The sequence below is a fragment of the Paraburkholderia sp. EG286B genome (genome assembly GCF_040965655.1).
Classification (GTDB): Bacteria; Pseudomonadota; Gammaproteobacteria; order Burkholderiales; family Burkholderiaceae; genus Paraburkholderia.
Genome location: NZ_JBFRCF010000010.1, coordinates 220,280 through 245,314, shown reverse-complemented (window position 1 = coordinate 245,314; position 25,035 = coordinate 220,280). Strand labels below are relative to the sequence as shown.

29 protein-coding genes are annotated in these 25,035 nt (G+C 67.1%); 17 read left to right on the top strand and 12 right to left on the bottom strand.

The features are described 5' to 3' along the window. Window positions 1-216 precede the first annotated feature (216 nt). Both AB4Y42_RS23085 and AB4Y42_RS23080 read left to right on the top strand, forming a co-directional pair. The gene (locus tag AB4Y42_RS23085; RefSeq protein ID WP_254316758.1) at window positions 217-537 is read left to right on the top strand and encodes a pyrimidine/purine nucleoside phosphorylase; all 321 of its coding nucleotides are present in this window, start codon (window positions 217-219) and stop codon (window positions 535-537) included. A 173-nt stretch (window positions 538-710) separates the two neighbouring features. Next, window positions 711-2,099 (top strand): chloride channel protein, encoded by a 1,389-nt coding sequence (locus AB4Y42_RS23080; protein WP_368695441.1) that lies wholly within the window; start codon window positions 711-713, stop codon window positions 2,097-2,099. A 4-nt stretch (window positions 2,100-2,103) separates the two neighbouring features. On the opposite strand, the gene AB4Y42_RS23075 is transcribed toward AB4Y42_RS23080, so the two are convergent. The 4 genes from AB4Y42_RS23075 to AB4Y42_RS23060 form a co-directional block, all read right to left on the bottom strand. After that, entirely contained in the window at window positions 2,104-3,252 is a 1,149-nt protein-coding gene (locus AB4Y42_RS23075) for an enoyl-CoA hydratase/isomerase family protein (protein ID WP_368695440.1), read from the bottom strand. A 3-nt stretch (window positions 3,253-3,255) separates the two neighbouring features. Beyond that, window positions 3,256-4,041 carry an enoyl-CoA hydratase gene (locus AB4Y42_RS23070; RefSeq protein WP_368688503.1) on the bottom strand — a complete coding sequence of 262 codons (786 nt, stop codon included), beginning with the start codon at window positions 4,039-4,041 and terminating at the stop codon, window positions 3,256-3,258. 19 nt (window positions 4,042-4,060) lie between these two features. After that, on the bottom strand, window positions 4,061-5,773 hold the full coding sequence (locus AB4Y42_RS23065; protein WP_368695439.1) for an AMP-binding protein: 1,713 nt from the start codon (window positions 5,771-5,773) through the stop codon (window positions 4,061-4,063). A gap of 109 nt (window positions 5,774-5,882) precedes the next feature. Then, window positions 5,883-7,016 carry an acyl-CoA dehydrogenase family protein gene (locus AB4Y42_RS23060; protein WP_368695438.1) on the bottom strand — a complete coding sequence of 378 codons (1,134 nt, stop codon included), beginning with the start codon at window positions 7,014-7,016 and terminating at the stop codon, window positions 5,883-5,885. A gap of 178 nt (window positions 7,017-7,194) precedes the next feature. Between AB4Y42_RS23060 and AB4Y42_RS23055 the strand changes: the two genes are divergently transcribed. From AB4Y42_RS23055 to AB4Y42_RS23040, 4 genes are all read left to right on the top strand, one after another. Beyond that, window positions 7,195-8,253 (top strand): AraC family transcriptional regulator, encoded by a 1,059-nt coding sequence (locus AB4Y42_RS23055; RefSeq protein ID WP_368695437.1) that lies wholly within the window; start codon window positions 7,195-7,197, stop codon window positions 8,251-8,253. A gap of 83 nt (window positions 8,254-8,336) precedes the next feature. Continuing rightward, on the top strand, window positions 8,337-8,612 hold the full coding sequence (locus tag AB4Y42_RS23050) for a DUF4148 domain-containing protein (RefSeq protein ID WP_368695436.1): 276 nt from the start codon (window positions 8,337-8,339) through the stop codon (window positions 8,610-8,612). A 330-nt stretch (window positions 8,613-8,942) separates the two neighbouring features. Further along, entirely contained in the window at window positions 8,943-10,244 is a 1,302-nt protein-coding gene (locus AB4Y42_RS23045; protein ID WP_368695435.1) for an NCS2 family permease, read from the top strand. Window positions 10,245-10,397: 153 nt separating this feature from the next. After that, complete coding sequence (locus AB4Y42_RS23040; protein ID WP_368688509.1) at window positions 10,398-10,931, top strand: cytochrome b; 534 nt, start codon at window positions 10,398-10,400, stop codon at window positions 10,929-10,931. A gap of 105 nt (window positions 10,932-11,036) precedes the next feature. Here the strand turns inward: AB4Y42_RS23040 and AB4Y42_RS23035 are convergent, their stop codons facing one another. Together AB4Y42_RS23035 and AB4Y42_RS23030 are read right to left on the bottom strand one after the other, a co-directional pair. After that, window positions 11,037-11,327, bottom strand: coding sequence for a DUF1488 domain-containing protein (locus AB4Y42_RS23035; RefSeq protein ID WP_042266602.1), 291 nt, complete (start codon window positions 11,325-11,327; stop codon window positions 11,037-11,039). A 345-nt stretch (window positions 11,328-11,672) separates the two neighbouring features. Beyond that, window positions 11,673-11,894: a DUF2964 family protein gene (locus tag AB4Y42_RS23030; protein WP_324155259.1), complete on the bottom strand. Its 222-nt coding sequence runs from the start codon at window positions 11,892-11,894 to the stop codon at window positions 11,673-11,675. A 240-nt stretch (window positions 11,895-12,134) separates the two neighbouring features. Here AB4Y42_RS23030 and AB4Y42_RS23025 point away from each other — a divergent pair, with 240 nt between their 5' ends. From AB4Y42_RS23025 to AB4Y42_RS23015, 3 genes are all read left to right on the top strand, one after another. Further along, window positions 12,135-14,105: a sigma-54-dependent Fis family transcriptional regulator gene (locus AB4Y42_RS23025; protein WP_368695434.1), complete on the top strand. Its 1,971-nt coding sequence runs from the start codon at window positions 12,135-12,137 to the stop codon at window positions 14,103-14,105. An 88-nt stretch (window positions 14,106-14,193) separates the two neighbouring features. After that, entirely contained in the window at window positions 14,194-15,324 is a 1,131-nt protein-coding gene (locus tag AB4Y42_RS23020) for a VIT1/CCC1 transporter family protein (protein ID WP_368688511.1), read from the top strand. Further along, the gene (locus AB4Y42_RS23015; RefSeq protein ID WP_368688512.1) at window positions 15,321-15,653 is read left to right on the top strand and encodes a 2Fe-2S iron-sulfur cluster-binding protein; all 333 of its coding nucleotides are present in this window, start codon (window positions 15,321-15,323) and stop codon (window positions 15,651-15,653) included. The genes AB4Y42_RS23020 and AB4Y42_RS23015 overlap by 4 nt, the downstream gene beginning before the upstream one ends. A gap of 89 nt (window positions 15,654-15,742) precedes the next feature. On the opposite strand, the gene AB4Y42_RS23010 is transcribed toward AB4Y42_RS23015, so the two are convergent. Beyond that, window positions 15,743-16,033, bottom strand: coding sequence for a DUF4148 domain-containing protein (locus AB4Y42_RS23010; RefSeq protein ID WP_368688513.1), 291 nt, complete (start codon window positions 16,031-16,033; stop codon window positions 15,743-15,745). A gap of 390 nt (window positions 16,034-16,423) precedes the next feature. On the opposite strand from AB4Y42_RS23010, the gene AB4Y42_RS23005 reads away from it, so the two are divergent. Continuing rightward, window positions 16,424-16,687 (top strand): DUF4148 domain-containing protein, encoded by a 264-nt coding sequence (locus AB4Y42_RS23005; protein ID WP_368695433.1) that lies wholly within the window; start codon window positions 16,424-16,426, stop codon window positions 16,685-16,687. A 113-nt stretch (window positions 16,688-16,800) separates the two neighbouring features. Here AB4Y42_RS23005 and AB4Y42_RS23000 read toward each other — a convergent pair whose 3' ends face one another. The 4 genes from AB4Y42_RS23000 to AB4Y42_RS22985 all read right to left on the bottom strand — a co-directional run bounded on the left by AB4Y42_RS23000 (window position 16,801) and on the right by AB4Y42_RS22985 (window position 18,516). Further along, a complete protein-coding gene (locus tag AB4Y42_RS23000) occupies window positions 16,801-17,172 on the bottom strand; it encodes a hypothetical protein (RefSeq protein WP_368688514.1) in 372 nt (123 codons plus the stop codon). A 127-nt stretch (window positions 17,173-17,299) separates the two neighbouring features. Next, on the bottom strand, window positions 17,300-17,494 hold the full coding sequence (locus AB4Y42_RS22995; RefSeq protein ID WP_133185186.1) for a YqaE/Pmp3 family membrane protein: 195 nt from the start codon (window positions 17,492-17,494) through the stop codon (window positions 17,300-17,302). Window positions 17,495-17,538: 44 nt separating this feature from the next. Next, entirely contained in the window at window positions 17,539-17,733 is a 195-nt protein-coding gene (locus AB4Y42_RS22990) for a DUF1653 domain-containing protein (RefSeq protein ID WP_028202597.1), read from the bottom strand. Window positions 17,734-17,847: 114 nt separating this feature from the next. After that, complete coding sequence (locus AB4Y42_RS22985; RefSeq protein WP_368688515.1) at window positions 17,848-18,516, bottom strand: TetR/AcrR family transcriptional regulator; 669 nt, start codon at window positions 18,514-18,516, stop codon at window positions 17,848-17,850. Window positions 18,517-18,594: 78 nt separating this feature from the next. On the opposite strand from AB4Y42_RS22985, the gene AB4Y42_RS22980 reads away from it, so the two are divergent. Beyond that, entirely contained in the window at window positions 18,595-19,218 is a 624-nt protein-coding gene (locus AB4Y42_RS22980; protein WP_368695432.1) for a glutathione binding-like protein, read from the top strand. A 91-nt stretch (window positions 19,219-19,309) separates the two neighbouring features. Continuing rightward, on the top strand, window positions 19,310-19,522 hold the full coding sequence (locus tag AB4Y42_RS22975) for a hypothetical protein (protein ID WP_069261722.1): 213 nt from the start codon (window positions 19,310-19,312) through the stop codon (window positions 19,520-19,522). Window positions 19,523-19,538: 16 nt separating this feature from the next. Here AB4Y42_RS22975 and AB4Y42_RS22970 read toward each other — a convergent pair whose 3' ends face one another. After that, on the bottom strand, window positions 19,539-20,264 hold the full coding sequence (locus AB4Y42_RS22970) for a GntR family transcriptional regulator (protein WP_368688517.1): 726 nt from the start codon (window positions 20,262-20,264) through the stop codon (window positions 19,539-19,541). Window positions 20,265-20,447: 183 nt separating this feature from the next. On the opposite strand from AB4Y42_RS22970, the gene AB4Y42_RS22965 reads away from it, so the two are divergent. From AB4Y42_RS22965 to AB4Y42_RS22945, 5 genes are all read left to right on the top strand, one after another. After that, the gene (locus AB4Y42_RS22965) at window positions 20,448-21,752 is read left to right on the top strand and encodes a cyanate transporter (protein ID WP_368695431.1); all 1,305 of its coding nucleotides are present in this window, start codon (window positions 20,448-20,450) and stop codon (window positions 21,750-21,752) included. A 234-nt stretch (window positions 21,753-21,986) separates the two neighbouring features. Next, a complete protein-coding gene (locus AB4Y42_RS22960; RefSeq protein ID WP_368688519.1) occupies window positions 21,987-22,319 on the top strand; it encodes a hypothetical protein in 333 nt (110 codons plus the stop codon). Window positions 22,320-22,733: 414 nt separating this feature from the next. Next, the gene (locus AB4Y42_RS22955) at window positions 22,734-23,426 is read left to right on the top strand and encodes an NADPH-dependent FMN reductase (RefSeq protein ID WP_368695430.1); all 693 of its coding nucleotides are present in this window, start codon (window positions 22,734-22,736) and stop codon (window positions 23,424-23,426) included. A 356-nt stretch (window positions 23,427-23,782) separates the two neighbouring features. Next, window positions 23,783-23,998: a hypothetical protein gene (locus tag AB4Y42_RS22950; RefSeq protein WP_042266627.1), complete on the top strand. Its 216-nt coding sequence runs from the start codon at window positions 23,783-23,785 to the stop codon at window positions 23,996-23,998. Window positions 23,999-24,061: 63 nt separating this feature from the next. Then, window positions 24,062-24,982 (top strand): ferritin-like domain-containing protein, encoded by a 921-nt coding sequence (locus tag AB4Y42_RS22945; protein ID WP_368695429.1) that lies wholly within the window; start codon window positions 24,062-24,064, stop codon window positions 24,980-24,982. The last annotated feature ends 53 nt before the right edge of the window (window positions 24,983-25,035 follow it).

Sequence of the window (25,035 nt, the reverse complement as noted above, 5' to 3'; positions counted from 1 at the left end):
CGAATTGTCGTAATTGCAAATGCAGATGATTCTCATTTGTGATAGCGATTGTAATAACTCGTCATTTGTTTGTAAACATTCAATTCGCAATTCGTATGGCAGCAGGGCGATGCCATGCGCCCGCCGCGCCCGACAGCCGGTATGATGGCGGCCTCGCCCCGGACGACGCGTCGTCCCGGCGCCCGGTTCCATTCACGAAGACAGAGGAAGACCGCCATGACGGCAGCAGCACAATTCGACCAGGTTTCCGTAATCAAGCGCGCCAACGTCTACTTCGACGGCAAGTGCGTGTCGCACACCGTGCTGTTCGCCGATGGCTCGCGCAAGACGCTAGGCGTGATCCTGCCGGGCACGCTGAACTTCGGCACTGACGCCGCCGAGCTGATGGAAGTGCAGGCCGGCCAGTGCCGCATCCGCCTGGAAGGCACCGACGAGTGGAAGACCTACAGCGCCGGCGAGTCGTTCTCGGTGCCGGGCAAGAGCCGTTTCGACATCGAAGTGGTCGAGACGCTCGACTACGTCTGCAGCTACCTGTAAGCGCTGCGTCGATTCGAACGCCCGCCGCGGGACGCGCGGCGGGCGTTTTCGCTTCTGCCGGGCGTTGGGCGGAAGCGCCGGCGCGCTGAACGTGCTCGACGCGCCGCCCCCCTGCCCTCGCTACAATGGGCGCCAGCCCGTCGCCTGGCGACTCCCACGCCTGTCTTCCCGCCGTGTCATCCCTCACGCCCCAACCCTCGCCGCGCTCTCGCGCCAACGCCGATCGTCCGCCTCCGCGCAGCCCGCTCGTCACGTTGGCGCTCGTGACCGTGCTCACCGGCATCGGCGCGGGTCTCTCCGGCATGCTGCTCGCGCTGCTGCTGCACGCGATCCAGCACGTCGCCTATGGCTACGGCGCGGGGCACATCATCGGCGAGGAGAGCTTTCTGCAGGGCGTGACCGATACCGCGCCCTGGCGGCGCGTAGCGGTGCTCGTGGCGTGCGGGCTGATCGCCGGCGGCGGATGGTGGGCGCTCTATCGCTACGCGCGCCCGCTCGTGAGCATCAGCGCGGCGATCAAGCCAGGCGGCAAGCGCATGCCCATTTTCGCGACCACCGTGCACGCGCTGCTGCAGATCGTGACCGTCGCGATGGGTTCGCCGCTCGGGCGCGAAGTCGCACCGCGCGAGATCGGCGCCGCGTTCGCGAGCTGGCTCGCGAAGCGCACCGGCCTCACCGCCGCGGAGCGCCGCGTGATGATCGCGTGCGGTGCGGGTGCGGGGCTCGCGGCTGTCTACAACGTGCCATTGGGCGGTGCGATGTTCGTGCTCGAAGTGCTGCTCGGCACGTTCGGCTGGTCGGTGGCGGTGCCGGCGATCAGCACCTCGGCCATTGCGGCCGTGATCGCATGGACTGGTCTCGGCGACGCGCAGCAATACCACGTGCCCGGCTATGGCATCAATGCGCAGCTCGTGGTGTGGTCGGTGCTCTGCGGGCCGCTGTTCGGCGCGGCCGCGCATGCTTTTTCACGCGTGACGAGCCGCGCGCGCGACGCCTCGCCCAAAGACTGGCGGCTGCCGCTCTACACGCTGGTGAATTTCGCGGCCATTGGCCTGCTGGCCATCTGGTTTCCGCAGCTGCTCGGCAACGGCAAGGGCGCGGCCGGCCTGAGCTTCGACGACAATCTCGGCATCGGCCTGGCGGCCACGCTGCTCGTGCTGCGCGTGTTCGTCACGACGACCACGTTGCGCGCGGGCGCGAAGGGCGGCCTGCTTACGCCGGGGCTCGCGAACGGCGCGCTGCTCGCCATCGTGATCGCCGGGCTCGTGAATCACGTGTGGCCCGGCCTTTCGCCGGGTGCATTTGCGATCGTCGGCGCGGGTGCGTTTCTCGCCTCTTCGATGCAGATGCCGATCACCGCAACCGTGCTGATTCTCGAGTTCACTCACGCGAATCACGATCTTGCGATTCCGCTGCTGCTCGCCGTGGCAGGTTCGGTCGCGACGCTGCGCATGCTGACGCGGGCGCAGGGTCCTTCCCACGGCGCGCCGGCACTCGGCGCCGAACGTGAACTACGGCTCGCCGCACTGCGCGAGCCGTCGGCACGCGAGTCCTCCGACTGAACCGTTAGGCGCCGAGGTCCGCCAGCGGATGCGCCTCGCCGCGCCACGGCGACGCGAGGAAATGCTGCACGCGTTCGGTCCGCACCTCGACGAGCGTGGCGGGCGCCCAGCGCGGCTTGCGGTCCTTGTCGACGAGATGCGCGCGCACGCCCTCGCAGAAGTCGCCTTCCTCGATCGCACGGCCAACGATGCCAAGCTCCATGCGGAAGCACTCGGCGAGCGTCATCTGGCGGCCGCGCAGCAGCGCTTCGCGCGTGACTTCAAGCATCGTCGGCGAATAGTGCGTGAGCGCTTCGAGTGTAGCTTCGAGCCACGCTCGTTCGGCTTGCGCGTGCTCGCGTTCGAGGTCGGCGCGCAGCGATGCGACGATCTGCTCGACACGCAGATGGCGGTCGAAGTGCCGCACGATGAGCGGCGTCAACGAAGCAAGCGCGCCGTCGTCAGCCTCGTGACACGGCGCGACGAATACTTCGCGTAACGAAGCATGCACATCGCCCGACCATTGCGCTGCCAGCAGACGCACCTCGTAGCCATCGAGCCATTCGCCCGGCACGCAGGCGTCGGCAAGGCCGCATTGCAGCGCATCCGCGCCGCTGAGCATCGCGCCGGTCAGACCCACGTAAAGCGCCGTCTCCACCGGCAGCTTCGCGAGGAAGTGCGTCGCACCCACATCGGGCAAGAGCCCGATGCGCGTTTCCGGCATCGCGATCTTCGTACGCGAAGTCGCCACGCGCAGCACGGCCGCCTGGCCGAGACCCATGCCGCCGCCCATCGTCACGCCGTCGAGCAGCGCGACGAGCGGCTTGGAAAAGGTATGCAACGCGTAATCGAGACGATATTCGTCGACGAAGAATTGCTGCCAGCCATTCGCGCCTTCGCGCGCTTTCTCGCGGGCGAGCCGATAGATCGCGCGCACGTCGCCGCCCGCGCAAAAGCCCTTCGGGCCTGCACCTTCCAGCACGAGCGCGACGATGCCGTCGTCCGTGCGCACGCGTTCCAGCAGCACGGCCAGCTCGCGCACCATGGCGTGCGAGAGCGCATTGAGCGCAGCCGGCCGGTTGAGCGTGACGATCGCCACGCGATTGACCACGCGAAACAGCACGTCCTTTTCGGCTTCCGTTGCAGCCTGGGCGGAAGCGGGTGTTGCATTCATTGCCTAGTTCTCCGTTTCAATATGCCAGCGTGGCTTGCGCTTCTCCAGAAACGCGTTGACGCCCTCGCGCTGGTTGGGCGAATCGAACAGATCGACGAAGCGCTCGCGCTCGACGGCGAGCGCGGCGCCGCGCGGCACGCCGTTGCGCGCCTGATGGATCAGCGACTTGCTGAAGGTGACCGCTTGCGGGCTCAAGCCCGCCACACGCGCGGCCATGGCGAGCGCGGCCTCGCGCGCGCCGCCCGTCGCCACGACTTCCTCCACGAGACCGATGCGCAGCGCCGTTTGCGCGTCCACGCGTTCGCCCGTGAGGATGATGCGCTTGGCCCAGCCTTCGCCCACGAGCCAGGGCAAGGTCTGCGTGCCGCAGCCAGAGGGCAGCAGCCCCACGGCAGGTTCGGGCAGCGCGAGTTGCGCATGCGCCTCTGCAATGCGGATGTCGCATGCGAGCGCGCACTCGAGGCCGCCGCCCATGGCATAGCCGTTGATCGCCGCGATGACCACGGGCCGCGCCTTCTGCAGCGCCTCGAATGCCGCGCCGAACGCGCTCGCCGCCGTGCGTGCGACCTCGCGGTCGCCGCTGGCGAAGGCATTGAGGTCGGCGCCCGCGCTGAAGAACTTCGGCCCGCTGCCGGTGATGACGACCGCGCGCACCTGCGGCTCTCGGTCGAACGCCTCGACGACCTGCTGGAGCTGACGCAAACCGTCGATCGTAAAAGCATTCGCAGGCGGCCGCGACAGCGTGAGCAGGGCCACCGCGCCCTCATGCGCGTACTCGAATTCGATCATTTCGGACTCCGTGTGGATATCAGCGCAGCTCGGGGAAATCCTCTTCCCAGTACTCGTCGGGCTGGCGCGGGGGCTCGGCGCTGCGCTCCATTTCGCGTCGGCGCAGCTCCACGCGGCGGATCTTGCCCGAGATGGTCTTGGGCAGGTCGCTGAACTGCAGGCGGCGAATGCGCTTGTACGGCGCGAGCTTTTCACGCGAGAAGCGGAACACCTCGCGTGCGAGTTCGGGGCCCGCCTCGAAGCCCTGGCGCACGATGACGAAGGCTTTCGGCACCGAGAGGCGCAGCTCGTCCGGACTCGGCACAACCGCCGCCTCGGCGATCGCCTCGTGCTCGATCAGCACGCTTTCCAGCTCGAACGGGCTCAGGCGGTAATCGGACGACTTGAACACGTCGTCGGCACGGCCCACGTAGACGTAGTAACCGTCGTCGCGACGCAGGGCGACGTCGGACGTGTGGTAGTAGCCGTTGCGCATGGCGTATTCGCTCGCCTTCGCGTTGTTCGCGTAGCCCGTCATCAGGCCGAGCGGACGGTGCATGAGCGGCAGCGCGATTTCGCCTTCGCTCGCGGGCTGATCGTCGGCATCGACGAGTTCCACGCGGTAGCCAGGCAGCGGCCGTCCCATCGAGCCCGCCACCACGGGCTGGCCCGGAGAATTGCCGATCTGGCAGGTCGTTTCGGTCTGGCCGTAGCCGTCGCGGATCGTAATGCCCCACGCGTGACGCACGCGCTCGATGACCTCGGGATTGAGCGGCTCGCCCGCGCCCACGATCTCGCGCAGCTTCACCGCATAGCTTGCGAGCGGCTCCTGCACGAGCATGCGCCACACCGTGGGCGGCGCGCACAGGGTGGTCACACCGCATTGCACGAGTGCGGCGAGCGTGTCTTTCGGCACGAAGCGCGCATAGTTGTAGACGAACACGCAGGCCTGCGCGTTCCACGGCGCGAAGAAGCAGCTCCACGCGTGTTTGGCCCAGCCCGGCGAACTGATGTTCCAGTGGACGTCGCCGGGCATGAGGCCGATCCAGTACATCGTCGAAAGGTGGCCTACGGGGTAGCTCTCGTGCGTGTGTTCGACGAGCTTGGGCTTCGAGGTCGTGCCCGAAGTGAAATAGAGCAGCAGCGGGTCGGTGGCGCGTGTCGGGCCGTCGGGTTCGAACGCGGGGCTCGCTTCGTACGCGCGCGAAAGGTCGATCCAGCCTTCGCACGCACCGGGCGCCGCGCCTACCGCGATGCGCTTCACGCTCGGGTCGAGTGCATCGAATTTGCCGAGTTCGGCGGCATCCACGACGACGTAGCGCGCGCCGCCCGTTTCCACGCGCTCGCGCACGTCGTCGGGCGAAAGCTGCGTCGTGGCGGGCAGCACGATGGCGCCCAGCTTCATCGCCGCCAGCATCACGTCCCAGAGTTCGACGCGATTGGGCAGCATCAACAGCAAGCGGTCGCCACGCGCCACACCCTGCTCGCGCAGAAAATTCGCCATGCGCGACGAGCGCTCCGACATCTGCGCGAACGAATAGCGCGTGCCGCCGTCCGCGAGGTCGTCGACGATCCAGAGCGCCGGGGTGTCGTTGCCGCGCGCCATCACGTCGAAGTAGTCGAGCGCCCAGTTGAACGTGTCGAGCTTCGGCCACGCGAATGCTTCGTACGCGCGCGCGTAGTCGGTACGGTGACGCAGCAGCAGCTCGCGTGCGTCGATGAAGGCCTGCGCGGAAGGGTTGAACCCGGTCATCGTCGTCTCCTGTCGAGCCGGAGTTAGTGCAAAGCACTGACTCCGGTCCCATGCATAGCTATGGCGCATACGCGCTCGCTTATTATTGCTTCGTTTTCCTCACTTCATTTCAAAGCTGCCGTGCAATCACCATCCTCTGCACTTCGCTCGTGCCTTCGTAAATCTGCGTGATACGGGCATCGCGGTAATGGCGCTCCACCGGATAGTCGTTCAGGAAGCCGTAGCCGCCATGAATCTGAATCGCATGGGAGCACACTTCCTCGGCCATTTCGGAAGCGTAGAGCTTGGCCTGCGAAGCCTCGGAAAGACACGGCTTGCCTAGCGTGCGCAGCCGCGCCGCGTGATGCACGAGATGACGCGCGGCGTTGATGCGCGTATGCATGTCCGCGAGCAGGTTGGCCACGCTCTGATGCTTGATGATGGGCTCGCCGAACTGCACGCGTTCGTGCGCATAGGCACGTGCCGCATCGAAGGCCGCGCGCGCGATGCCCAAAGCCTGCGCGGCGATGCCGATGCGCCCGCCTTCGAGATTCGCCAAAGCGATCTTCAGGCCCTCGCCGCGCGCGCCGAGCAGATTGCCTTCGGGAATCGCGCAGTCCACCAGCGAGATCGGGCAGGTGTCCGAAGCGCGGATGCCCATCTTTTTCTCGAGCGGCCCGACGTTGAAGCCCGGCGTTTCGGTCGGCACGATGAACGCGGAAATGCCGCGCTTGCCGGCGTCGGGATCGGTCACGGCAAACACGATGGCAATGTTCGCGCGCGAGCCGTTGGTCACGAACTGCTTGTTGCCGTTGAGCACCCACTTGCCGTCGCACAGCTCGGCGCGCGTGCGCAGGTTGCTCGCCTCGGAGCCTGCCTGCGGTTCGGTCAGGCAAAACGCGCCGATCAACTCGCCGCTCGCGAGCTTGACGAGCCAGCGGTCCTTTTGCGCATCGGTGCCGAACTGCAGAATCGGCCCGCAGCCCACTGAGTTGTGCACGCTCACGAGCGTCGCGCACGAGGCGCAGCCGGCCGCGATCTCCTCCATGGCGAGCGCGTAGGCCACGTAATCGGTGTACGAGCCGCCCTGCTCCTGCGGCACGATCATGCCGAGAAAACCCAGTTCGCCCAGTTGCTTGACGACCTCGTCGGGCAGCCTGCCGTCGCGGTCCCATTGCGCCGCGTTCGGCGCCAGTTGCCCGCTCGCAAAGTCGCGCGCGGCGTCGCGGATCATGCGCTGGTCGTCGGTATAGAACTCGTCCATGTTTGTCCCCTTCCTGTGTCTCTTGCCCTTGCCTTCCACTGTGGCGCGATGCGGCCCCGGCTGCAAGGCTTGCGAAAAGTGTAGGCACGCGAGCGGCCGTATTCGATGCCCGCCACGCTCAAAGTCACTGATCGGATTTACCATATTGGCCGTGACAGCCCCCACGGGAAAAGGATCCATGCAACCGGCGAGAACCCAGACACTGAGCGAAAAAGGCACGATCTCGATGAGCCTCGTGAACGAGACGCTGGCGCTGGCGCGCGCGGGCGGCCTCGAAACCGCGCCGCTCACCGATGCCGCCGGCATCGCGCCGGCCGTGCTGCGCGAGCCCGGGGCGCGCGTGAGTGCGGCGCAATACGGCCAGTTGTGGTCGGGCATCGCGCGCGCGCTCGACGACGAATTCTTCGGCCAGGATTCGCACGCGATGAAAAGCGGCAGCTTCATCGCCATGACGCACTCGGCGCTCGGCGCCAGCACGGGCCGCCAGGCGCTGCAGCGCGCGGTGCACTTCATGCGCCTCGTGCTCGACGACCTGTCGGGCGAGATCGACATCGACGCCACGCGCGTGCGCGTCACGCTCTCGCATCGCGCGGACAAACCCACGCCCACCATGTTCGCGTACGCCACCTGGTTCATCTTGGTCTACGGGCTCGTGTGCTGGCTCGTGGGGCGGCGCATTCCGCTGCTCGCGGCGCGCTTTCGCTGCCCGCAGCCCGCCGCCGCGCACGAATACCAGCTCATGCTCTGCGACGACATGGCGTTCGATCGGCCGGCCACCTGGTTCGAATTCGCGCCGGGCTTTCTCGAACTGCCCGTGATCCAGACCGCCAGCTCGGCGCGGGCGTTTCTGCGCAACGCGCCCGGCAACTTCGTCGTGAAGTATCGCAATCCGGGCTCGTTCGCCGCGCGCGTGCGACGCGCGCTGCGCGCCCTGCCCGTCAATGCGTGGCCCGATGCCGACGCCATCGCACAACGGCTGAACGTGGCGCCCGCCACGCTGCGCCGACGGCTGAGCCAGGAGGGCCACAGCTGCCAGTCGATCAAGGACGAACTGCGCCGCGACCTGGCGATTGCGGCGCTGCAGGAGCCGGGCCGCTCGGTCGCCGACGTCGCCGCCGCGGTCGGGTTCGCGGAGCCGAGCGCGTTTCATCGGGCGTTCCGCAAATGGACCGGACAGCGCCCGACCGACTACCGCACGGCAAACGCCCGCAACGACTCTTCGAAGCCTCGCGGGTAGCCCGGGAAGCCCTCGATCCCCTTTGAGTTAATGAGATAGCGCCTATACTTTTAAGGGATATCCCTAATATGAAAGGCCTTGCCATGAACTCACTTTCGCGTGTAAAGCTCGGCGCCCTCGCAGCAGCGTGCTGCTTCGCGTCGGCTGCGGCGGTGGCCCAACCGTACGATCCCTCACAACCGCTGACTCGCGCCCAGGTCCGGGCGGATCTGATCGAATGGCGGCAGGCGGGCTACGATCCGCTCGACTGGATCGACTACCCCGAAAACGCGCAGCGCGCGGGCGCGATCGTCGCGCAGCGGCGTGCGGCGCGCGGCGGCGCCGGCTATGGCGCTCCCGCCGGTCAAATGCAGCAGTAATCGCTTGATTGCAGGACGGCCGCAGTAACCCGGCACCGGGCGAAGCAACGCCCGGCGCCCGCGAGCGGTCGTGCCCGTCTCTCCCCCGCCACAGGCGCAACTCGCCGCGCCCTCTCCCGCTTGCTACCGCAACGCGCGCTGTTGTACCCGTTCCACGCTCACGACGGCTTTTCTGCGCTCGACGGACAATTGTTTACAATCGCGCCCGTAGCCGCGCGCTGCGGCGCGCGCGTGCATGGGTACGTCAAGGACCTGTCGCGCCGGCTATACGCAAGACACCACACCAACAAGCAGCGAACAACCCGCTCGACTCTCAAGGGCCCGATCTTCATGGACGCCATCAAACGCTATTTCGGTTTCGAAGAAGCAGGCACCAACCTGCGCACCGAACTGCTCGCCGGTATCACGACTTTCCTCACGATGGCTTACATCATCTTCGTGAATCCGGCCATTCTCGGCGACGCCGGCATGCCGAAGGAAAGCGTATTCGTCGCCACCTGCCTCGTCGCGGCGCTCGCCTCGCTCGTCATGGGCCTCTACGCGAACTACCCCATCGCGCTCGCGCCCGGCATGGGCCTGAACGCCTATTTCGCCTATACGGTCGTGAAGGGCATGGGCTTCACGTGGCAGGCCGCGCTCGGCGCGGTGTTCATCTCCGGGTGCCTGTTCTTCATCGTCACGCTGCTGCGCGTACGCGAAGCCATCGTCAATGGCATTCCGCATTCGATCCGCGTGTCGATCACGGCGGGTATCGGTCTCTTCCTTGCCATCATCTCGCTCAAGACCTCGGGCGTGGTGGTCGGCAGCCCGGCCACGCTCGTCGAGCTCGGCAACCTGCACGATCCGCACACGATCCTCGCGATCATCGGTTTCTTCGCGATCGTCACGCTCGACGTGCTGAAGGTGCGCGGTGCGATCCTGATCGGCATCGTGGGCGTCACGATTCTCTCGTTCTTCTTCGGCGGCAACCAGTTCCACGGCATCTTCTCGCCGCCGCCGTCGATCATGCCGACTTTCGCGCAGCTCGACATCAAGGCGGCGCTCTCCACGGGCGTGCTCAACGTGGTGCTCGTGTTCTTCCTCGTCGAGCTGTTCGATGCGACCGGCACGCTGATGGGCGTGGCCAACCGCGCCGGCCTGCTCGTGCACGGCAAGATGCACCGCCTGAACCGCGCGCTGCTCGCGGACAGCACGGCGATTCTCGCGGGCTCGGTTCTCGGCACCTCGTCGACCACGGCGTATATCGAAAGCGCATCGGGCGTGCAGGCAGGCGGCCGCACCGGCATGACCGCGCTCACCGTGGCCGTGCTGTTCCTCGCGTGCCTGTTCGTCGCGCCGCTCGCGGGCGTCGTGCCGGGCTACGCCACAGCGCCGGCGCTGCTCTACGTCTCGTGCCTGATGTTGCGCGAACTCGCCGATCTGCCCTGGGACGACGCCACCGAAGTCGTGCCCGCCGCCCTCACGGCGCTCGCCATGCCGTTCACCTACTCGATCGCCAACGGCGTGGCGTTCGGCTTCATCTCGTATGCGGGCCTGAAGCTCCTCACCGGCCGCGTGCGCGACGTGAAACTGATCGTGTGGATCATCGCCGCCGTGTTCCTGTTCCGGTTCTTCTATCTCGGCAACGCATAAAAGCAAAAGGGTGGCTTCGCGCCACCCTTTTTGTTTTGATTCGCCGCCGCCCCCCTCCGCATCAAACTTCCCAGCCGCACAACCGCCCCGCCCGGCGCGTTCTCCTTATCATAGGGAACTATCGTCAGATTCCCCGCACACAGGAGCCGCCACGTGGCAACTTACCCCGCCGCAACCGAACGCTACACGAAGCCCGCCATCTTCTTTCACTGGGTCATCTTCCTGCTCGTCGCGCTCGCCTGGCTGGCGATCGAGGTGCGCGGCCCCAAGGGCACGGACAGCCGCGTGTTCTGGAGCAACGTGCACTTCTGGGCGGGCTCGCTCGTGCTCGCGCTCGCCGTGCTGCGCCTCGCGTGGCGTCTTTGGCGCGGCGCGCCCGCGGAGATCGACTCGAATGCGCTGCTGTCGTTTCTATCGCGCCTCGTGCATCTCGCGCTCTACCTTTTCATCTTCGTGCAGCCGCTCCTCGGCATTCTGATGATCAACGCCGGCGGCCATCCGGTCACGCTCGCGGGGTTCAACCTGCAGATCACGCTCATCGGCCCGGACCCGGCTGCGCGCACGTTCCTCAAGGACGCACACGTGCTGATCGGCAATCTGTTCTATTGGGTGATCGGGCTGCACGCGCTCGCGGCGATCGCGCATCACGTCGTATTCCGCGACAACACGCTGCGCCGCATGATCTAGCGGCAAGGCGGCGCACGCGTAAACGAACGCCGCGCCCCAACGGGCGCGGCAAGCAAACTCAGCTGAACGGAAAGCGCCCGCGTCCTGCGGGCGCTTTTTTGTTGACTACGCGTTAGCGTGGGCCTGCACGAAACGCACGTAGCCGCTGCGCAGCACGAGGCACTGCGCACGTGTTTCGGAGAGCAAGCGGCGCGCGCAGGCCTCGATGCGGTCGCGATGATGGTCGAACGCGCTGAGCATGTCTTCGGCGCGCGGCGAAGCCGCCCCGAAGTGATCTTCCAGCGCCGCCGCCGTGATCAGACACTCCACCCGCTCGCCATCGATCATCGCCGGAAACGCCAAGGTCAGGTCTGGGCCCGAGTACTCGGGCACCTCATTCGGAAACATGATCTGCATGGGGGTCGCCTTTGGTGGAGGGTGAAAAGGCCGCGTTCATCCGTCGTCGGGCTGCCCCAGCCTGGTGCCTGGGAACACCCCGATCCGGTTCGCGCGGATCAACACCAACCCTGGCGAACCACACGTTCGCGCAGGTTGATTTGATTCACTGTAGACGACTTCCTGCCGCCCGCAAGGTCGACATTGTCATACGCCTGAAATAGCCAGCGGCCTACTCGTCCGAGCCCTTTTTCGCGGGTGCAGCAAGCGCGTGCGCCGTTGCGCGCACAAACACTCTCCTCCCCGGCCCTGCGCCAACGCGCCACGCCGGTTGCCGCATCGCACCATGCGCGCCGCCCGGGCGCGTCAGGATTCGCGATGCCGGTGCTGATCGAGATCTTCGAGGTCTTTCGGGTGCAGGGTGAGCATCACCACGAACGCGACGATCCCAAGGGCCACGGTCACCATTCCGGAGAGCACGACGTTGTTCTCGTCGAAGATCAATCCGTCAATCGCATACCCGAGGCCAAAGAGCGCAACGAACGTGGCGAGCACCGCCACCACGATCCTCAATTCGCCGTGCACCATGACGAACTCCGCTACTCAGCGGGGGCGCGACGCAAACGCGCCCTCACCTTCATCATGGCACCCGCGCCCGTAAACTCAAGGCGCAGTTGAGGCGGAGCGACGCGGCTGCAACCGGCTGCAACCCGGCTTCAACCCGAATTGGCAACCGCCGCGGATCCTGTACCATGAACTGCCCCAGAGGCGCCGCTCGCATAGCCTTGCTGCGCCGCAGCGTAGCGCCCAAAACGACTGGAGACACGAGTGACCCGACGCCCCGTCACGCCGCACGACGCGGCCCGCGCGGACGCCATCGCGCAGGCTCACGCGCGCTCGCGCGCACTCGGACTGCGCGCCACCGAGGCGCCCGACTTCGACGCGCTCGCCGCCGTCGACTTGCGCGAGCTGATCGACACGAACCGCACGCTCTATCACCAGGCGCGTCCCGTCATGGACGCCTTGCACGCGCAGATCGTCGATACGCAGAGCATGGTGCTGCTCACCGATCGCAACGGCGTGATCCTCCATAGCTGCGCCGACAGCGACTTCGTCGAGAAAGCGCAGCGCGTCGCGCTGCGCCCGGGCGTTTCGTGGGCCGAGCAGCATCGCGGCACGAATGCCATCGGCACGGCGCTGGTGGAAGGCCAGCCGACCACGGTGCATGCGGGCGAGCACTTTTTGCGCGCCAATCACATCCTCACCTGCTCTTGCGCGCCGATCGCGGATCCGTACGGCCGCACGCTCGGCGCACTCGACGTGAGCGGCGAGTCGCGCGGTTTTCACAAGCACACGCTCGCGCTCGTGCGCATGTCTGCACAGATGATCGAGAACCATCTGTTCAACACCGAATTCGCCGATGCCATCCGGCTCCAGTTTCACGCGCGCGCGGAATTCATTGGTACGCTCTACGAAGGATTGGCCGCATTCTCGGCAGATGGCACGCTGCTCTGCGCAAACCGCAGCGCCCTGTTCCAGTTCGGCGCGCCGCTCGCCGATCTGCAGCAGCGCGAGTTCGCGGCGCTCTTCGGCCAGCCGTTCGCGGCGTTCATGCAGCAGCTCATGCGCGCGAGCGGCGAGCCGCTCACGCTCGCCCTGCCAAGCGGCGTGCGCGTGATCGCGCGCACCACGCCCGGCGCGCCCACGTCGGGCGTCGGAACGTTCGCGCGCAGCGCCGTACCTGAAGCCTCCCGCTCGCCCTACACGCCCGCGCCCGCCCAGGCGAGAGCGCCCCACGCCGCCGACACCGCGCCGCAGCCCACGCTCGCCGAACTCGATACCGGCGACGAACGGCTCGCCGCCGCCCTGCAGCGCGTGGCGCGCGTGCGCGGCCGCGACATTCCCGTGCTCGTGCTCGGCCGCACCGGCACCGGCAAGGAATGGCTCGCACGGGCGCTGCATCGCGATTCGCCGCGCCGCGACGGGCCGTTCGTCGCGCTCAATTGCGCAGCGCTGCCCGACACGCTGATCGAAGCCGAGCTGTTCGGCTACGAGGACGGCGCGTTCACGGGCGCGAAGCGCCGCGGCAGCGCCGGCAAGATCGCGCAGGCGCATGGCGGCACGCTCTTTCTCGACGAGATCGGCGACATGCCGCTCGCGCAACAGGTGCGGCTCATGCGCGTGCTGCAGGAGCGCGCCGTCGTGCCGCTCGGCGGTACGCGCGCGGTGCCGGTGGATTTGCGCATCGTCTGCGCGACGCACCGCGACCTGCGCACGATGATCGCCGAAGGCACGTTCCGCGAGGATCTCTACTACCGCATCAACGGCCTCGTCGTGACGCTGCCGGCGCTGGCCGAGCGCACCGACCTCGACGCGCTCGTCGCCCGCATGCTCGAGATCGTGCGGCGTGAAGTGCCTGGCGCGCCCGCGCGTCTGACGCCGGCCGTTCGGGCGTGCTTTGCGCGCTGCCGCTGGCCGGGCAATCTGCGTCAGCTCGCGAGCGCGCTGCGCACGGCGGCGATCATGGCCGAAGGCGAAGACGCCATCGACATGGCGCATCTGCCCGAAGACCTCATGCACGATTGCGACCCCGCGAGCGACTGCGCGCAGCCGTGCGCCGATGCCACGGCTGAAGACCAGGCGGGCGACACGGAACGCGAGCCCGCGCGCCTGTCCGTCTGGCAGTCGCGGCTCATCGAAGAGACCCTCGCGCGCCACAGCGGCAATGTTTCGGCGGCGGCTCGCGAACTCGGGCTCGCGCGCAACACGGTCTACCGGCATCTGCGTCAGCGCCGCTGAGCGCACCGGCCAAGGCGGGCGTCGAAGCGGCTTCTGGCCGCGGCGGCGCCAGGGTAAGCTTGGCGGATCGCTTCCCGCACAGCGCCCCATGGCCTCCGCTCAGGAAATCAACCGCTTCCGGCGCAATCTCGCCGACGAACTCGACAGCGCCGCCGTCTACGACACGCTATCCGCGGTCGAGAAAGACGACGAGCGCCGCCGCATCTTCGCCGAACTGGCGGCCTCCGAGCGCGAGCACGCGAGCGTCTGGCGCGAGAAGCTCGCGGCCAACGGCGTCACGCCCCGGCCGCATCGGCGCAGCGCAAAAACCCGCCTGCTGCAAACGCTCACGCGCACGTTCGGCCCTTCGCTCGTGCTGCCCACCGTCGCCGCCGCCGAATACGCCGACCGCGACCGCTACGCGCGCGAACCCGGCGCCGAGAAGCTTTCCGCCCAGGAACAGCAGCACGCCGCCATCGTGCAGGCGATCGCCGCGAAGAAGCGCGAGCCCGAACACGGCCACGGCGAAGCGATCGGCGCGGCCGAATCGTGGCACAAGGGCGCGACGTCGGGCAACGACCTGCGCGCCGCGGTGCTGGGGGCGAACGACGGGCTCGTCTCGAATTTCTGCCTGATCATGGGCGTAGCGGGCGCGGGCAGCGTCAATCGCACGATCTTGCTCACGGGGCTTGCGGGTCTCGTGGCGGGCGCCTGCTCCATGGCGCTCGGCGAATGGCTCTCGGTGACCAACGCGCGCGAGCTTGCGCGCACGCAGCTGGCGAAGGAAGCCGACGAACTCGAACACACGCCGGACGCCGAGCGTCACGAGCTCGCGCTCATCTATCAGGCTAAGGGCATCGATCCCGAAGAAGCGCGCCGCGTGGCCGCCCAGATCATGCGCAACAAGGACGAGGCGCTCAATACGCTGGCGCGCGAGGAGCTCGGCATCGACCCGAAGGAGCTGGGCGGCAATCCGTGGTCGGCCGCCGCTGTCTCGTTTTGCCTCTTCTCGCTCGGCGCGGCGTTTCCGACCGCCCCGTTCCTGTGGGCGCACGGCGTCACGGCCATCGCGCAGTCGGTGGCGCTGAGCGCATGCGGGCTCGCCCTGGTCGGCGTGTTCACCTCGCTCTTCAACGGGCGCAGCGCAACGTTCTCGGCGTTCCGGCAGATCGTGATCGGGCTTGCCGCGGCGGCGTTCACGGCGGGCGCGGGGCGTCTGCTCGGGGTGTCGCTTTCATGAGCGACAAGAACCACGAAAGCGTGCAGGACGGCGACGGCTCGCCGCGCGTACCCGTCGTGCGCGTGGAGCCGCTCGGGCGCAGCTTCGAAGCGCCGCCCGAGCTGACCTTGCTCGAAGCGGCGGCGTTCGAGGGCATCCGTCTGCCGCGCATGTGCCGCAACGGCACCTGCCGCGCCTGCCTGTGCCGCGTGGTGAGCGGCGAAGTGAGCTTCACGATCGAGTGGCCCGGATTGAGCCGCGAGGAAAAAGCCGAGGGCTATGTGCTCACCTGCGTGGCAGTCGCGCGCACGGATCTCGTGCTCGACGTGCCCGAGGCGGAAGCCATGTAGCGGCACCAAAACGCTGCGCTGCGCCCAAATGCGAAACGGCCCGCGAATCGAAATCGCGGGCCGTTTTTATCTGCTGACTGCCGACAGGCCTACTGCCCGCCGAAGTACACCGATTGCGGACCGGTGCGTGCCGCTTCCGACACATAGCGAGCGCCCGCAACCGACGTCGAGTTGCTCACGCCGCCGAACGAACCATCGGTCTGGGCGACCGGCGCGGCCGTCTGGGGAGCGACTGCAGCCTGGTTGCGGCTCGTTTGCTGGAATTCGACGAGTTGCTGGCGCACCTGCTCGCGGGTCAGACCTTGATCGGCCTGGGCGAAAGCGGCCAGAGGAGCAGCCAGAGCAACGGTAAGGGCAACAGCCTTGAGAAGCGACTTCATGATGACAACCTCCGGAATTATTTAGCGTCGATGCGCAACGACGGTGCATACCCTGTCGTGCTCGGCCGGCTCGCTGCGATTCGCCGCATCGGCTGGCTGTGAGTGGATTCTAGGCAAGCGCCCCGGCCGGATACAGACCGATTCAGGCGAATTGGAATTACGGATTTCGCAATAATCCGGCGAGATTTCAGGGCCAGACGATCTGCGGCCTTCCCGCCTTATTGCAAGCGCGCGGCGCAATACTTCAGAAGATTTCGACGCCGATTGTTGTCGTCAGAAAAACACTGAATTCGTTTTCTAGGTATTTACCCTGACCCTCCGACCACATACATTGTCGGCATGGACCACGCCGATGCGATGGCTCCCCACAAAAAATATCGGAGGTTAGTCATGAATTCGTTTCTGAAGGCAGCAATGCTCGCCGCCATCGTTGCCGTGCCCGCCGCCGCGTTCGCGCAGGCACAACCCCAGCAACAACCCGTGACCCGCGCCGAAGTCCGCGCCGATCTCGCGCAACTGCGCGCCGCCGGCTACGATCCGAGCGACTGGATGCACTACCCGGAAAACATTCAGGCTGCCGAAGCCAAGGTCGCAGCGCAGCGCGCGACGGCTTACGGCCCGTCGACGAACGGAACGTCGCAGTCGAGCCAGTAAGTTTCGCGACAACCCCGGCTGTGACGCTGGGTTCTCGTGCAAAGCATCAGGCCCGCCCTCGTGAGAGAGGCGGGCCTGATTCGTTTTGCAACGGATTTTCGGCTCGGCGCGGATCAACGGCCGCCCGGTCCGCCGCCACCGTGACCGCCACCGCCGTGGCCTCCGCCACCATGGCCGCCTCCATGACCGCCGCCCGGCGGCCCCCAAGGTCCGCCGTGGCCCCCACCGTGACCACCCGGACCGCCACCGTGCGAGCCACCGCCGCCGCCGTGCCAGTCGCCGCCGTGATAATCGCGACCGCCGCCACCGCCCCAGACGCCGATGTTCACACTGCCATAGGTCGGCGCATAGCCCGGCGCGTAGCCGCTGTAGTAACCGGTGGAGTACGGCTGGCCATAGCCGCCGTAACCATAGTCGTAGCCCGGGGCCACCGCACACCCGGCAAGGAGCGCGAAAGCGCCCACCGTGAGAACGAACTTGAACATAGCTGACTCTCCTTTCTATTTGTAAGAAAGAAGAATCAGCGTTAAGTTCTTATTGAATTGTGAGCACGGGTTACCGTTGTAACGCGCAACGCGCCTCTGCACGGCGCGTAGACGCCCGCTCCAGGATTTAGCCGCGGCGGCCGAGCGCGTCCTCTATTTTCCGGTCGGTCTTGAACTGGCTGAGCGAATACACGGCCCAGATCGCGGCCGGAATCCAGCCGATCAGCGTGATCTGCAGGATCAGGCAGACGATGCCCGCAATCGGACGCCCAATGGTGAAGAACAGGAGCCAGGGCAGGATCAGCGCAATCAGTAAACGCATTCGGCGAAACCTCTAAAGCGTGGAAGAGACGAGTGTGAAAAGAATCAGTTGACGGGCGCGAAGCGCGGCACGAGTCCGCCTTCATACTCGACGAGTTCGAAGAACACATTGGAGGGCCGCGTCCAGATCGTACCGTTCGCCGCGCGATACACGATCATCGTGACGGAAGGATCCGATTCGAGCGTCGCCTCGCAAACCAGTTCGTAAATGCCACCCTTGTAGTGCCTGTAGCGCACCATCGTGTTCCCCTCTTCGAGTGCGCAAGCCGTCCCTGCGCGACTGCGCCAGTGTAACAAGGGAAAGCGACGTGAGGGCCCGCGTAGCGGGCGCCGGCAGCAACATTCAGCGTGATATCACTTCGCGCGCCGCCGCGCCGGACGCGCATCGGCCGCAGCCGGCGCTTCGCCGCAGATCAGCGCGACGCCCGCCACCGCCATCGCGCGCAGCGAGGCCCGCGAATCGCCGGCCCGCGCGCGCAGCGCCATGCTGTGCAAGAGCGCGGAGGCGAGGCGCGCGAGCATCGGCGCGCTGGCATCGGGCGGCAGTTCGCCTTGCGCGAGCGCCGCGCGCAGGCGCCGCTCGAACGCCTTGTCGAAGGTGCGCAATCCCGCGGCAAGACGCTCGCGTACCGCCTCGTCGTTGACCGCTTCCACCGCCGCCGTGCCGATCAGCAAGCAGCCTCGCGCCGCGTCGTGCGCCGGCAAATACCAGCCGAGCGCGCCGTCGAATACGCGCATCAGCGCCTCGCGCAGCGGCACTGCGCTGTCCAGCGCGGACTCCATCGCCATACGCCCGGCTTCCACGTAACGCTCCATGGTTTGCAGATAGAGCGCGTGCTTGTCGCCGAACGCGCCATAGAGGCTCGGCCGGTTCATGCCGGTCGCCTCGCTCAGGTCGTCGAGCGATGTGCCTGCATACCCATTGCGCCAGAACGTATCGCGCGCGCGGGCGAGCGCCTCGTGCGGATCGTAGGCGCGCGGACGCCCACGCGGGCGGCTATCCTTTTTTGTACTGGATTGCATAGAAATATTGGATCGGCGATTTTTGTTCACTATAGTACAAAATTCGAAAAGCCCGATAGCCCGCAAAGGAGGATGACGATGGATCTGTATTTCGCCCCGCTGGCGTGCTCGCTCGCCACGCGCATCGCGCTCTACGAGGCAGGCGCGCAGGCCCGCTACATCCAGGTCGACACGCTCACGAAGCAGCTCGCCGAAGGCGGCGACTTCTTCGAGGTCAACGCACTCGGCCAGGTGCCGGTGCTGCGCGAGGACGATGGCTGGACACTCACCGAAAACTCGGCGGTGCTGCCGTGGGTGGCCGACCGTTTTCCCGAGGCGCGGCTCGCGCCGCCAGCGGGCACGCGCGAGCGCGCGCGTCTGCAACAATGGCTAGGCTTCATCGGCACCGAACTGCACAAGGCCGTGTTCGTGCCGCTGCTCGGCAAGGACGTGGACGAGGCCGTCAAGGCCTATGCGCGCGGCAAGATCCCGCGCCGCTTCGACTTGCTCGCGCATCATCTCGAATCGCGCACCTTCCTGCTCGACGAATTCAGCGTGGCGGACGCCTATCTCGTGACCGTGCTGAACTGGGCGCCGTACGTGGGCATCGATGTGTCGCAATGGGAGGCCGTCGCGACCTACGCGCAACGCGTGCGCGAGCGGCCCGCCGTTGCGAGAGCCTTCGCCGAGGAGTACGAGATCTTCAGGCGCACGCGACACTGAAGCGCGCTTCGCGTGGTATTTTTTCTCGCCCGGCAAGCGCTTTTTTGTCGTGCGATAACGTTGCGGTCGCCACATTCGCCGGAGCCGCACCATGGCCACGCTCGAAGCCTTGCGCATCGTCCTCGACGACCCGCATACGCCCGAAATCATCCGCAATCACGTCATCGACTCGTTGCAGTACGCGCTGCGCAATCATGGCCAGGTGTTCGCCGCGAAAGAGATCGAATGGCTCGCCACGTGGGACGATGCGCGCATCCCGCTCGCCGCTTCGAAGGAGTTGCGCCGGCGCGTAGATCAGGGCTGATGCGCGCCTTGCGCGTTCAGCCGTTCGCGAGATCCGCGAACACCGTCTTGAGATCGCGCCCGGCGCGCGCACGCGCCTGCTGCACCACCCGTTCCTCCAGCTCGCCCAGGTGCGCACGCATCGTGGCGAGCGCCGCCGCGAGGTCCCCCGCCTCGAGCGCCTCGATGATCTGCGCGTGCTCGTCGGGCGCGCACATCGACGCCTTCGACGGATCGAACAAGGCCTTGTAAAGCTCCGTTTTCGCGACCAGTTGCGCCAGCGCTTCGACGAGCGCGGCACCGCCCGCCTGCTCGGTCAGCAGCAAGTGGAACTGCCCCGCGAGGCGCACCGCTTCGTCCACGCGCGCCTCGCGCAACGCCTTCTTCTCGCTGCGCACGTGGGCCGCGAGCTTGCGCCGCATCGCGGCGTCGAGCGTGCCGCACAGGCTCACCATCACGCCCGCCTCGGCCACCTGGCGCGCGCGGTACACGGCGCGGATGTCGTCCTCCGAGGGCGACGGCACGAACGCGCCGCGATTGGGTTCGAGCACGAGCTTGCCCTCGTAGCCGAGGCGCGCCAGCACCTTGCGCAACGCGCCGCGCGTGCAGCCGAACGCCGCCGCGAGTTCGCGCTCAACCAGTTGCTGGCCCGGCGCGAGCTTGCCTTCGAGCAGCGCGGAAGAAATCGACGCATAGACATGCGCTTCGACATCGGACGGTTCGTCGGTATCGCGGGGCGGAGCGAGGCGGGAGGATTGGGCCATGGGCAGGCGCGCTAGCTGGGTCGGGTCGCTGGGTCAGGTCGCATTGTAGCGAGCGGCATGGCGAGGCGATATAGACCTGCGCCCATACTCGATCGCCCATGCCGGAGATAGCGAGCGTCGCCATATTGTTGACAATTATTTCGTATAATGGTCAACCAAATAGCTGTAAAAAGGTTGACCGCATTGAACCCTCAAAACCGCTCCAATCATTCCCAGACGCCGTCCGGCGGGTCGGCCAGCGCGCTTGCGTGGTACGCCGCGATCGTCGCGATCGGCCTGAATCTGCGGCCGCTGCTCACCTCGATCAGCCCGCTCATGACGACCATTCGCAACGACACCGGCCTGAGCTTCTACGGCGCTTCGCTGCTCACGAGCCTGCCCGTCGTCGCGATGGGGCTCGGCGCGTTCGGCACCGGCTTGCTCGCGCGCCGGCTCGGCGAAACGCGCGGCGTCGCGCTCGGGCTCGTGGCGATTGCCGCGGCATGCGCGGCCCGCGCGTTCGCCGCCAGCGGCGGCGCGCTCATGCTCACGGCCGCCGCGGCCGGCGCGGGGGTCGCGGCCATCCAGGCGCTGCTGCCCGCCGTCATGAAGCAACGCTTCGCCGCGCAGGTGCCGCTCGCAATGGGGCTGTTCTCGGCGTCGATCATGGGCGGCGGCGGGCTCGGCGCGAGCCTGAGCCCGCTCGTCGCGCGGCTCAGCGGGTCGTGGCATGCGGGGCTGGCCGTCTGGGCATTGCCGGCGCTGGCCGCGCTCGCGATCTGGGGCGTGTTGAACGGCGGGTTCGGCGCAGGCCGGCGCGCGCAGCACGCCGCCAGCGCGCCCTCGCAGGCGCATGCCGACGCGGTAGCGGTGCCGGTCTGGCGCAAGCGCCGGGCGTGGACGCTCGGTTTGCATTTCGGCCTCGTCAACGGCGGCTATACGAGTCTCGTCGCGTGGCTGCCCGCCTACTATCAGCAGCACGGCGCGAGCGTCGAAGCGAGCGGCTCGCTGCTCGCCGCGATGACCGTGTTCCAGGCCGCCAGCGCGCTGCTCCTGCCGCTCGCCGCGGCGGCGTTCACGGACCGGCGTCCGTGGCTCGTTCTGGGCCTGTGCGGCCAGCTCGTCGGCGTGATCGGCCTAGCCGCATGGCCCGACGCCGCGCCGCTGCTGTGGGTCGCGGCGGCCGGCGCAGGGCTCGGCGGCACGTTCTCGGTCACGCTCGTCACCGCGCTCGACCATTGCGCGGACCATCGCCTGGCCGCGCGCCTCGTCGCCTTCGTCCAGGGTCTGGGCTTCGTGATCGCCGCGCTCGCCCCCATCGTGGCCGGCCGCGTGCGCGACCTCACGGGCGGCTTCACGGGCGCGTGGATCATGCTCGCCGTATCGATCAGCGCGATGATCGTGCTCACGCTCGCGTTCTCGCCGCGCAGCTACGGGCGCTGGCTCGGCGCACACGGCCCGGCCGCGAACGGCGCGATCGCGCAAATCCGGGCGACGCTCGACGCCTGAACCGCCCGCACACGCCAGATTGAGCGTCGGCGCAAGCCCCGCAGGGCCGCGGCGCGCCCATGCAACACATGGCCCGCCGCACGTCGTGAAACGTTTGCATAAGCGCCTGTATGAATGTACAGTGCGTGCAGCCGGCCGTTCGTGCCGCCCGGTCGCCGTACCGGGTTACGCCGCCCCATCGCGTCCCGGCGCATGGCGCGGCCCCGGCCTGTACATCGAAACGGAGAACACGACGTGCGATTCTTCATCACGGGGACCTTGCTGGGCGTCCTCGCGTCCACCGCGATCGCCGGGGAACACTACATCGAGATCTGGAATCCGCCGGAAGCGCGCACGCCCTCGGCGCATGCGGGCAATGCCGGCAAGAAGGCGCATCACGGCACGAAGCACAAACTGGCCTCCGCCGACAAGCTCACCACCCGCAAGGTCGCCGAACCGGCCGTGCGCGCGCCCGCGCCCACGCTGCCGGTCACGCCGGGCGCCCCCGTGCGTACCGCGCCGGGCAAGGGAACCCTGCCGGAAATTCCGCCGCAAATCGGCCCCGACGGCAACGTCCTCACGGTTTGAGCTAGCGCGTAGCCGCAGTCAGCGGCGCAAAGCACGTCACACAACGCGGCACGCAGCTGCTGCCGCGATCACGGCCTCGAAGACCTCGAAACGCCGCCCATTCCCGTCTCCAGAAAAAAACAGCCCCGTCACCGGAGAAGTGCGGGGCCGAATCCCATGTCAAGGAGATGTCATGGAGGAGACGGCTTCATCTTAGCCACGGCCCGCCTCGTGTCCAACCAATGGTTTCGCATATGCATTGCGGGCCGCATGGCGCAGCGCAACGTAGCGCCGCCGGCATATGGATAGAACAAAAAGTCGTTTCGCGCCGTGCGGCGCGCTCTCTAAGATGACCCTTTCCAGCCTGCCAGGCTTCGTGGCTGCGTAGCCCGATCCCGCACGAGCCAGGTCTCATCGCAATTCAGGGAGTTCCGCTTGAGCATTTCCGATTCGCATCGCCGCCCGCTCGTGGTGGGCATCGGCGGCACGACGCGCGCCGCCTCGTCGACCGAGCGCGCGCTCGCTTTCGCGCTGCGCGGCGCCGAAGACGCCGGCGCGCGCACGCAATTATTCGGCGGCACGTTCCTGCACACGCTGCCGCATTACGCACCCGAAGACCCCGTTCGCACCGACGCGCAGCTCGAACTGATCGAAGCCGTGCGCGCCGCCGACGCCGTCATCATCGCGACGCCCGGCTATCACGGCGGCGTATCGGGGCTCGTGAAGAACGCGCTCGACACGCTCGAAGAACTGCGGGCCGACGACCGCCCTTATCTGGACGGCCGGGCAGTGGGCTGCATCGTCACGGCCTATGGCTGGCAGGCCGCGGGCTCGGTGCTGACCTCGCTGCGCGCGATCGCGCACGCGCTGCGCGGCTGGCCGACACCGTTCGGCGCGGGCATCAACACGCTGGAGACACGCTTCGAGAGCGCGCAGCAGTGCTCCGACGCCAAGGTCGCCGAACAGCTCGCAACGGTCGGCCGCCAGGCGGCGCAGTTCGCGCTCGCGTTCGGTGGCCAGGGCCAGGAACACTACGCGGCGCCGCTGGCGAGCGCGTTGAACAGCGTCGGCGGCGCACAGGCCGCCAACGCGCCGCGCACCGAAAAGCGCCTGAGCCTCGCTGTCTGAGACGCTGCCCGACCTCTCCCGCTCGCCCAACCGCACGCCGTCGAGTGCGTGGAGCGGGAAACGTTCCCTAACCCACATTGCCGGCGTCGCGCGGCGCACATCGCGTGCGCCATCCCACAGACGCCGCATATCGTCCGGTCCACATTGAAGCCGGATGCACCCCTCGCCTCATCCGGATCATTCTGCTGACCGTTCCAGGCCACACGTGATTTGCTTGCGACGAATGATTGGTTCCATCGACACATGGCGGCCCGTACGCTGGTCCGTGTCGGCACAGTGAGTGGGCAGCAAAACACACGCGCCACCGAGAACGAGAACCCGGGCAAATCAGCAGAAGATCAGCAGGAAGCGCGGCCATGAACACTCCACTACGCTACAAAGGCTATGTCGTCGCCCCCAGCGCGCGGCAGCTCCCGAACGGCCTTTTCGCCGCCAATCTCACCATTGGCACGCAACCGGGCGCGCAGCATTCGTTCGACGAACTCGATTATTTCTTCGAAGAAAGGCACGCGCTCGCCTACGCCTGCCGCTGGGCGCGCATGTGGATCGACCAGCAGCGCCGCTGCGCGTGAGCGCGCATGCTTCCTTACGGTTGTGACAGAATAGGAGTCATACCCCCTTCAGATTAGATGCTCATGTCCGAAACCCTGACGCATCCGGACGAAGGCGCAGCCTTCCTCTCCGACCAGGACGCCGCGCTGCGGCGCTGGACTCACGGCACGCCAGGGCCCATCAGGATCGGATCGGACGAACACCGCAAGATGTTCTGCCGGATGCTGCTCGACACCCACGACCCGTACCGCCCCGCCGTGCTCGACTGGCCGAAGCTCGAGCCCGACGCGCTCCACCGCCTCACATCGCTGCCGATCTGGGACATGGCGGTGCAAACCGAAGGCCGCGCCTCCATCCGCGTGCTGACTTATGCGCAAACCCTGTGCGACCCGCTGCTGCGCGAAGCAATCGAAATGGATGCGGCCGAGGAAGCGCGCCACAAGGTCGTGCTCTCGCATCTCGTGCAGGCCTACGGCATCGAACTTGCGCCTGAACCCGCATACCCGCCGCCCAGAAAGGCGGAATGGGCGTGGATGTTCACCGGCTATAGCGAGTGCATCGACAGCTTCTTCGCGTTCGGCCTGTTTCGCTCGGCGCAGCGCTCGGGCTTTTTCCCGCCAGACCTCGTCGACACCTTTGAACCGGTGATTCAGGAAGAGGCGCGCCATATCCTCTTCTTCGTCAACTGGGTGGCGTGGTATCGCAAGACCATGCCCTGGTGGCGCAGGCCGTGGCATTCCGTGCGCGTGGCCGCCATCTGGTTCATGCTGGTGTGGGAGCGGCTTGCGATCGCGCGAGGCATCGACGCCAGCGGCAACGCGCGCGACTCGAACTTCCTGCCTGCGAACCGCGAGGTGCTGGGCGACTCGCTCGAACCGCGCGAGATGATCGAGCTCTGCCTCGAAGAAAACGACGCGCGCATGAGCGGCTACGACGCGCGCCTCTTGCGGCCGACGCTCGTGCCCACGCTCGCACGCTTCGCGCTGCGCCTCTTGAAGAAGTAGCGCCACAACGCAAAACGCGTGCGTTGTTAGCATGGCTGTATAGCCGCACGAGG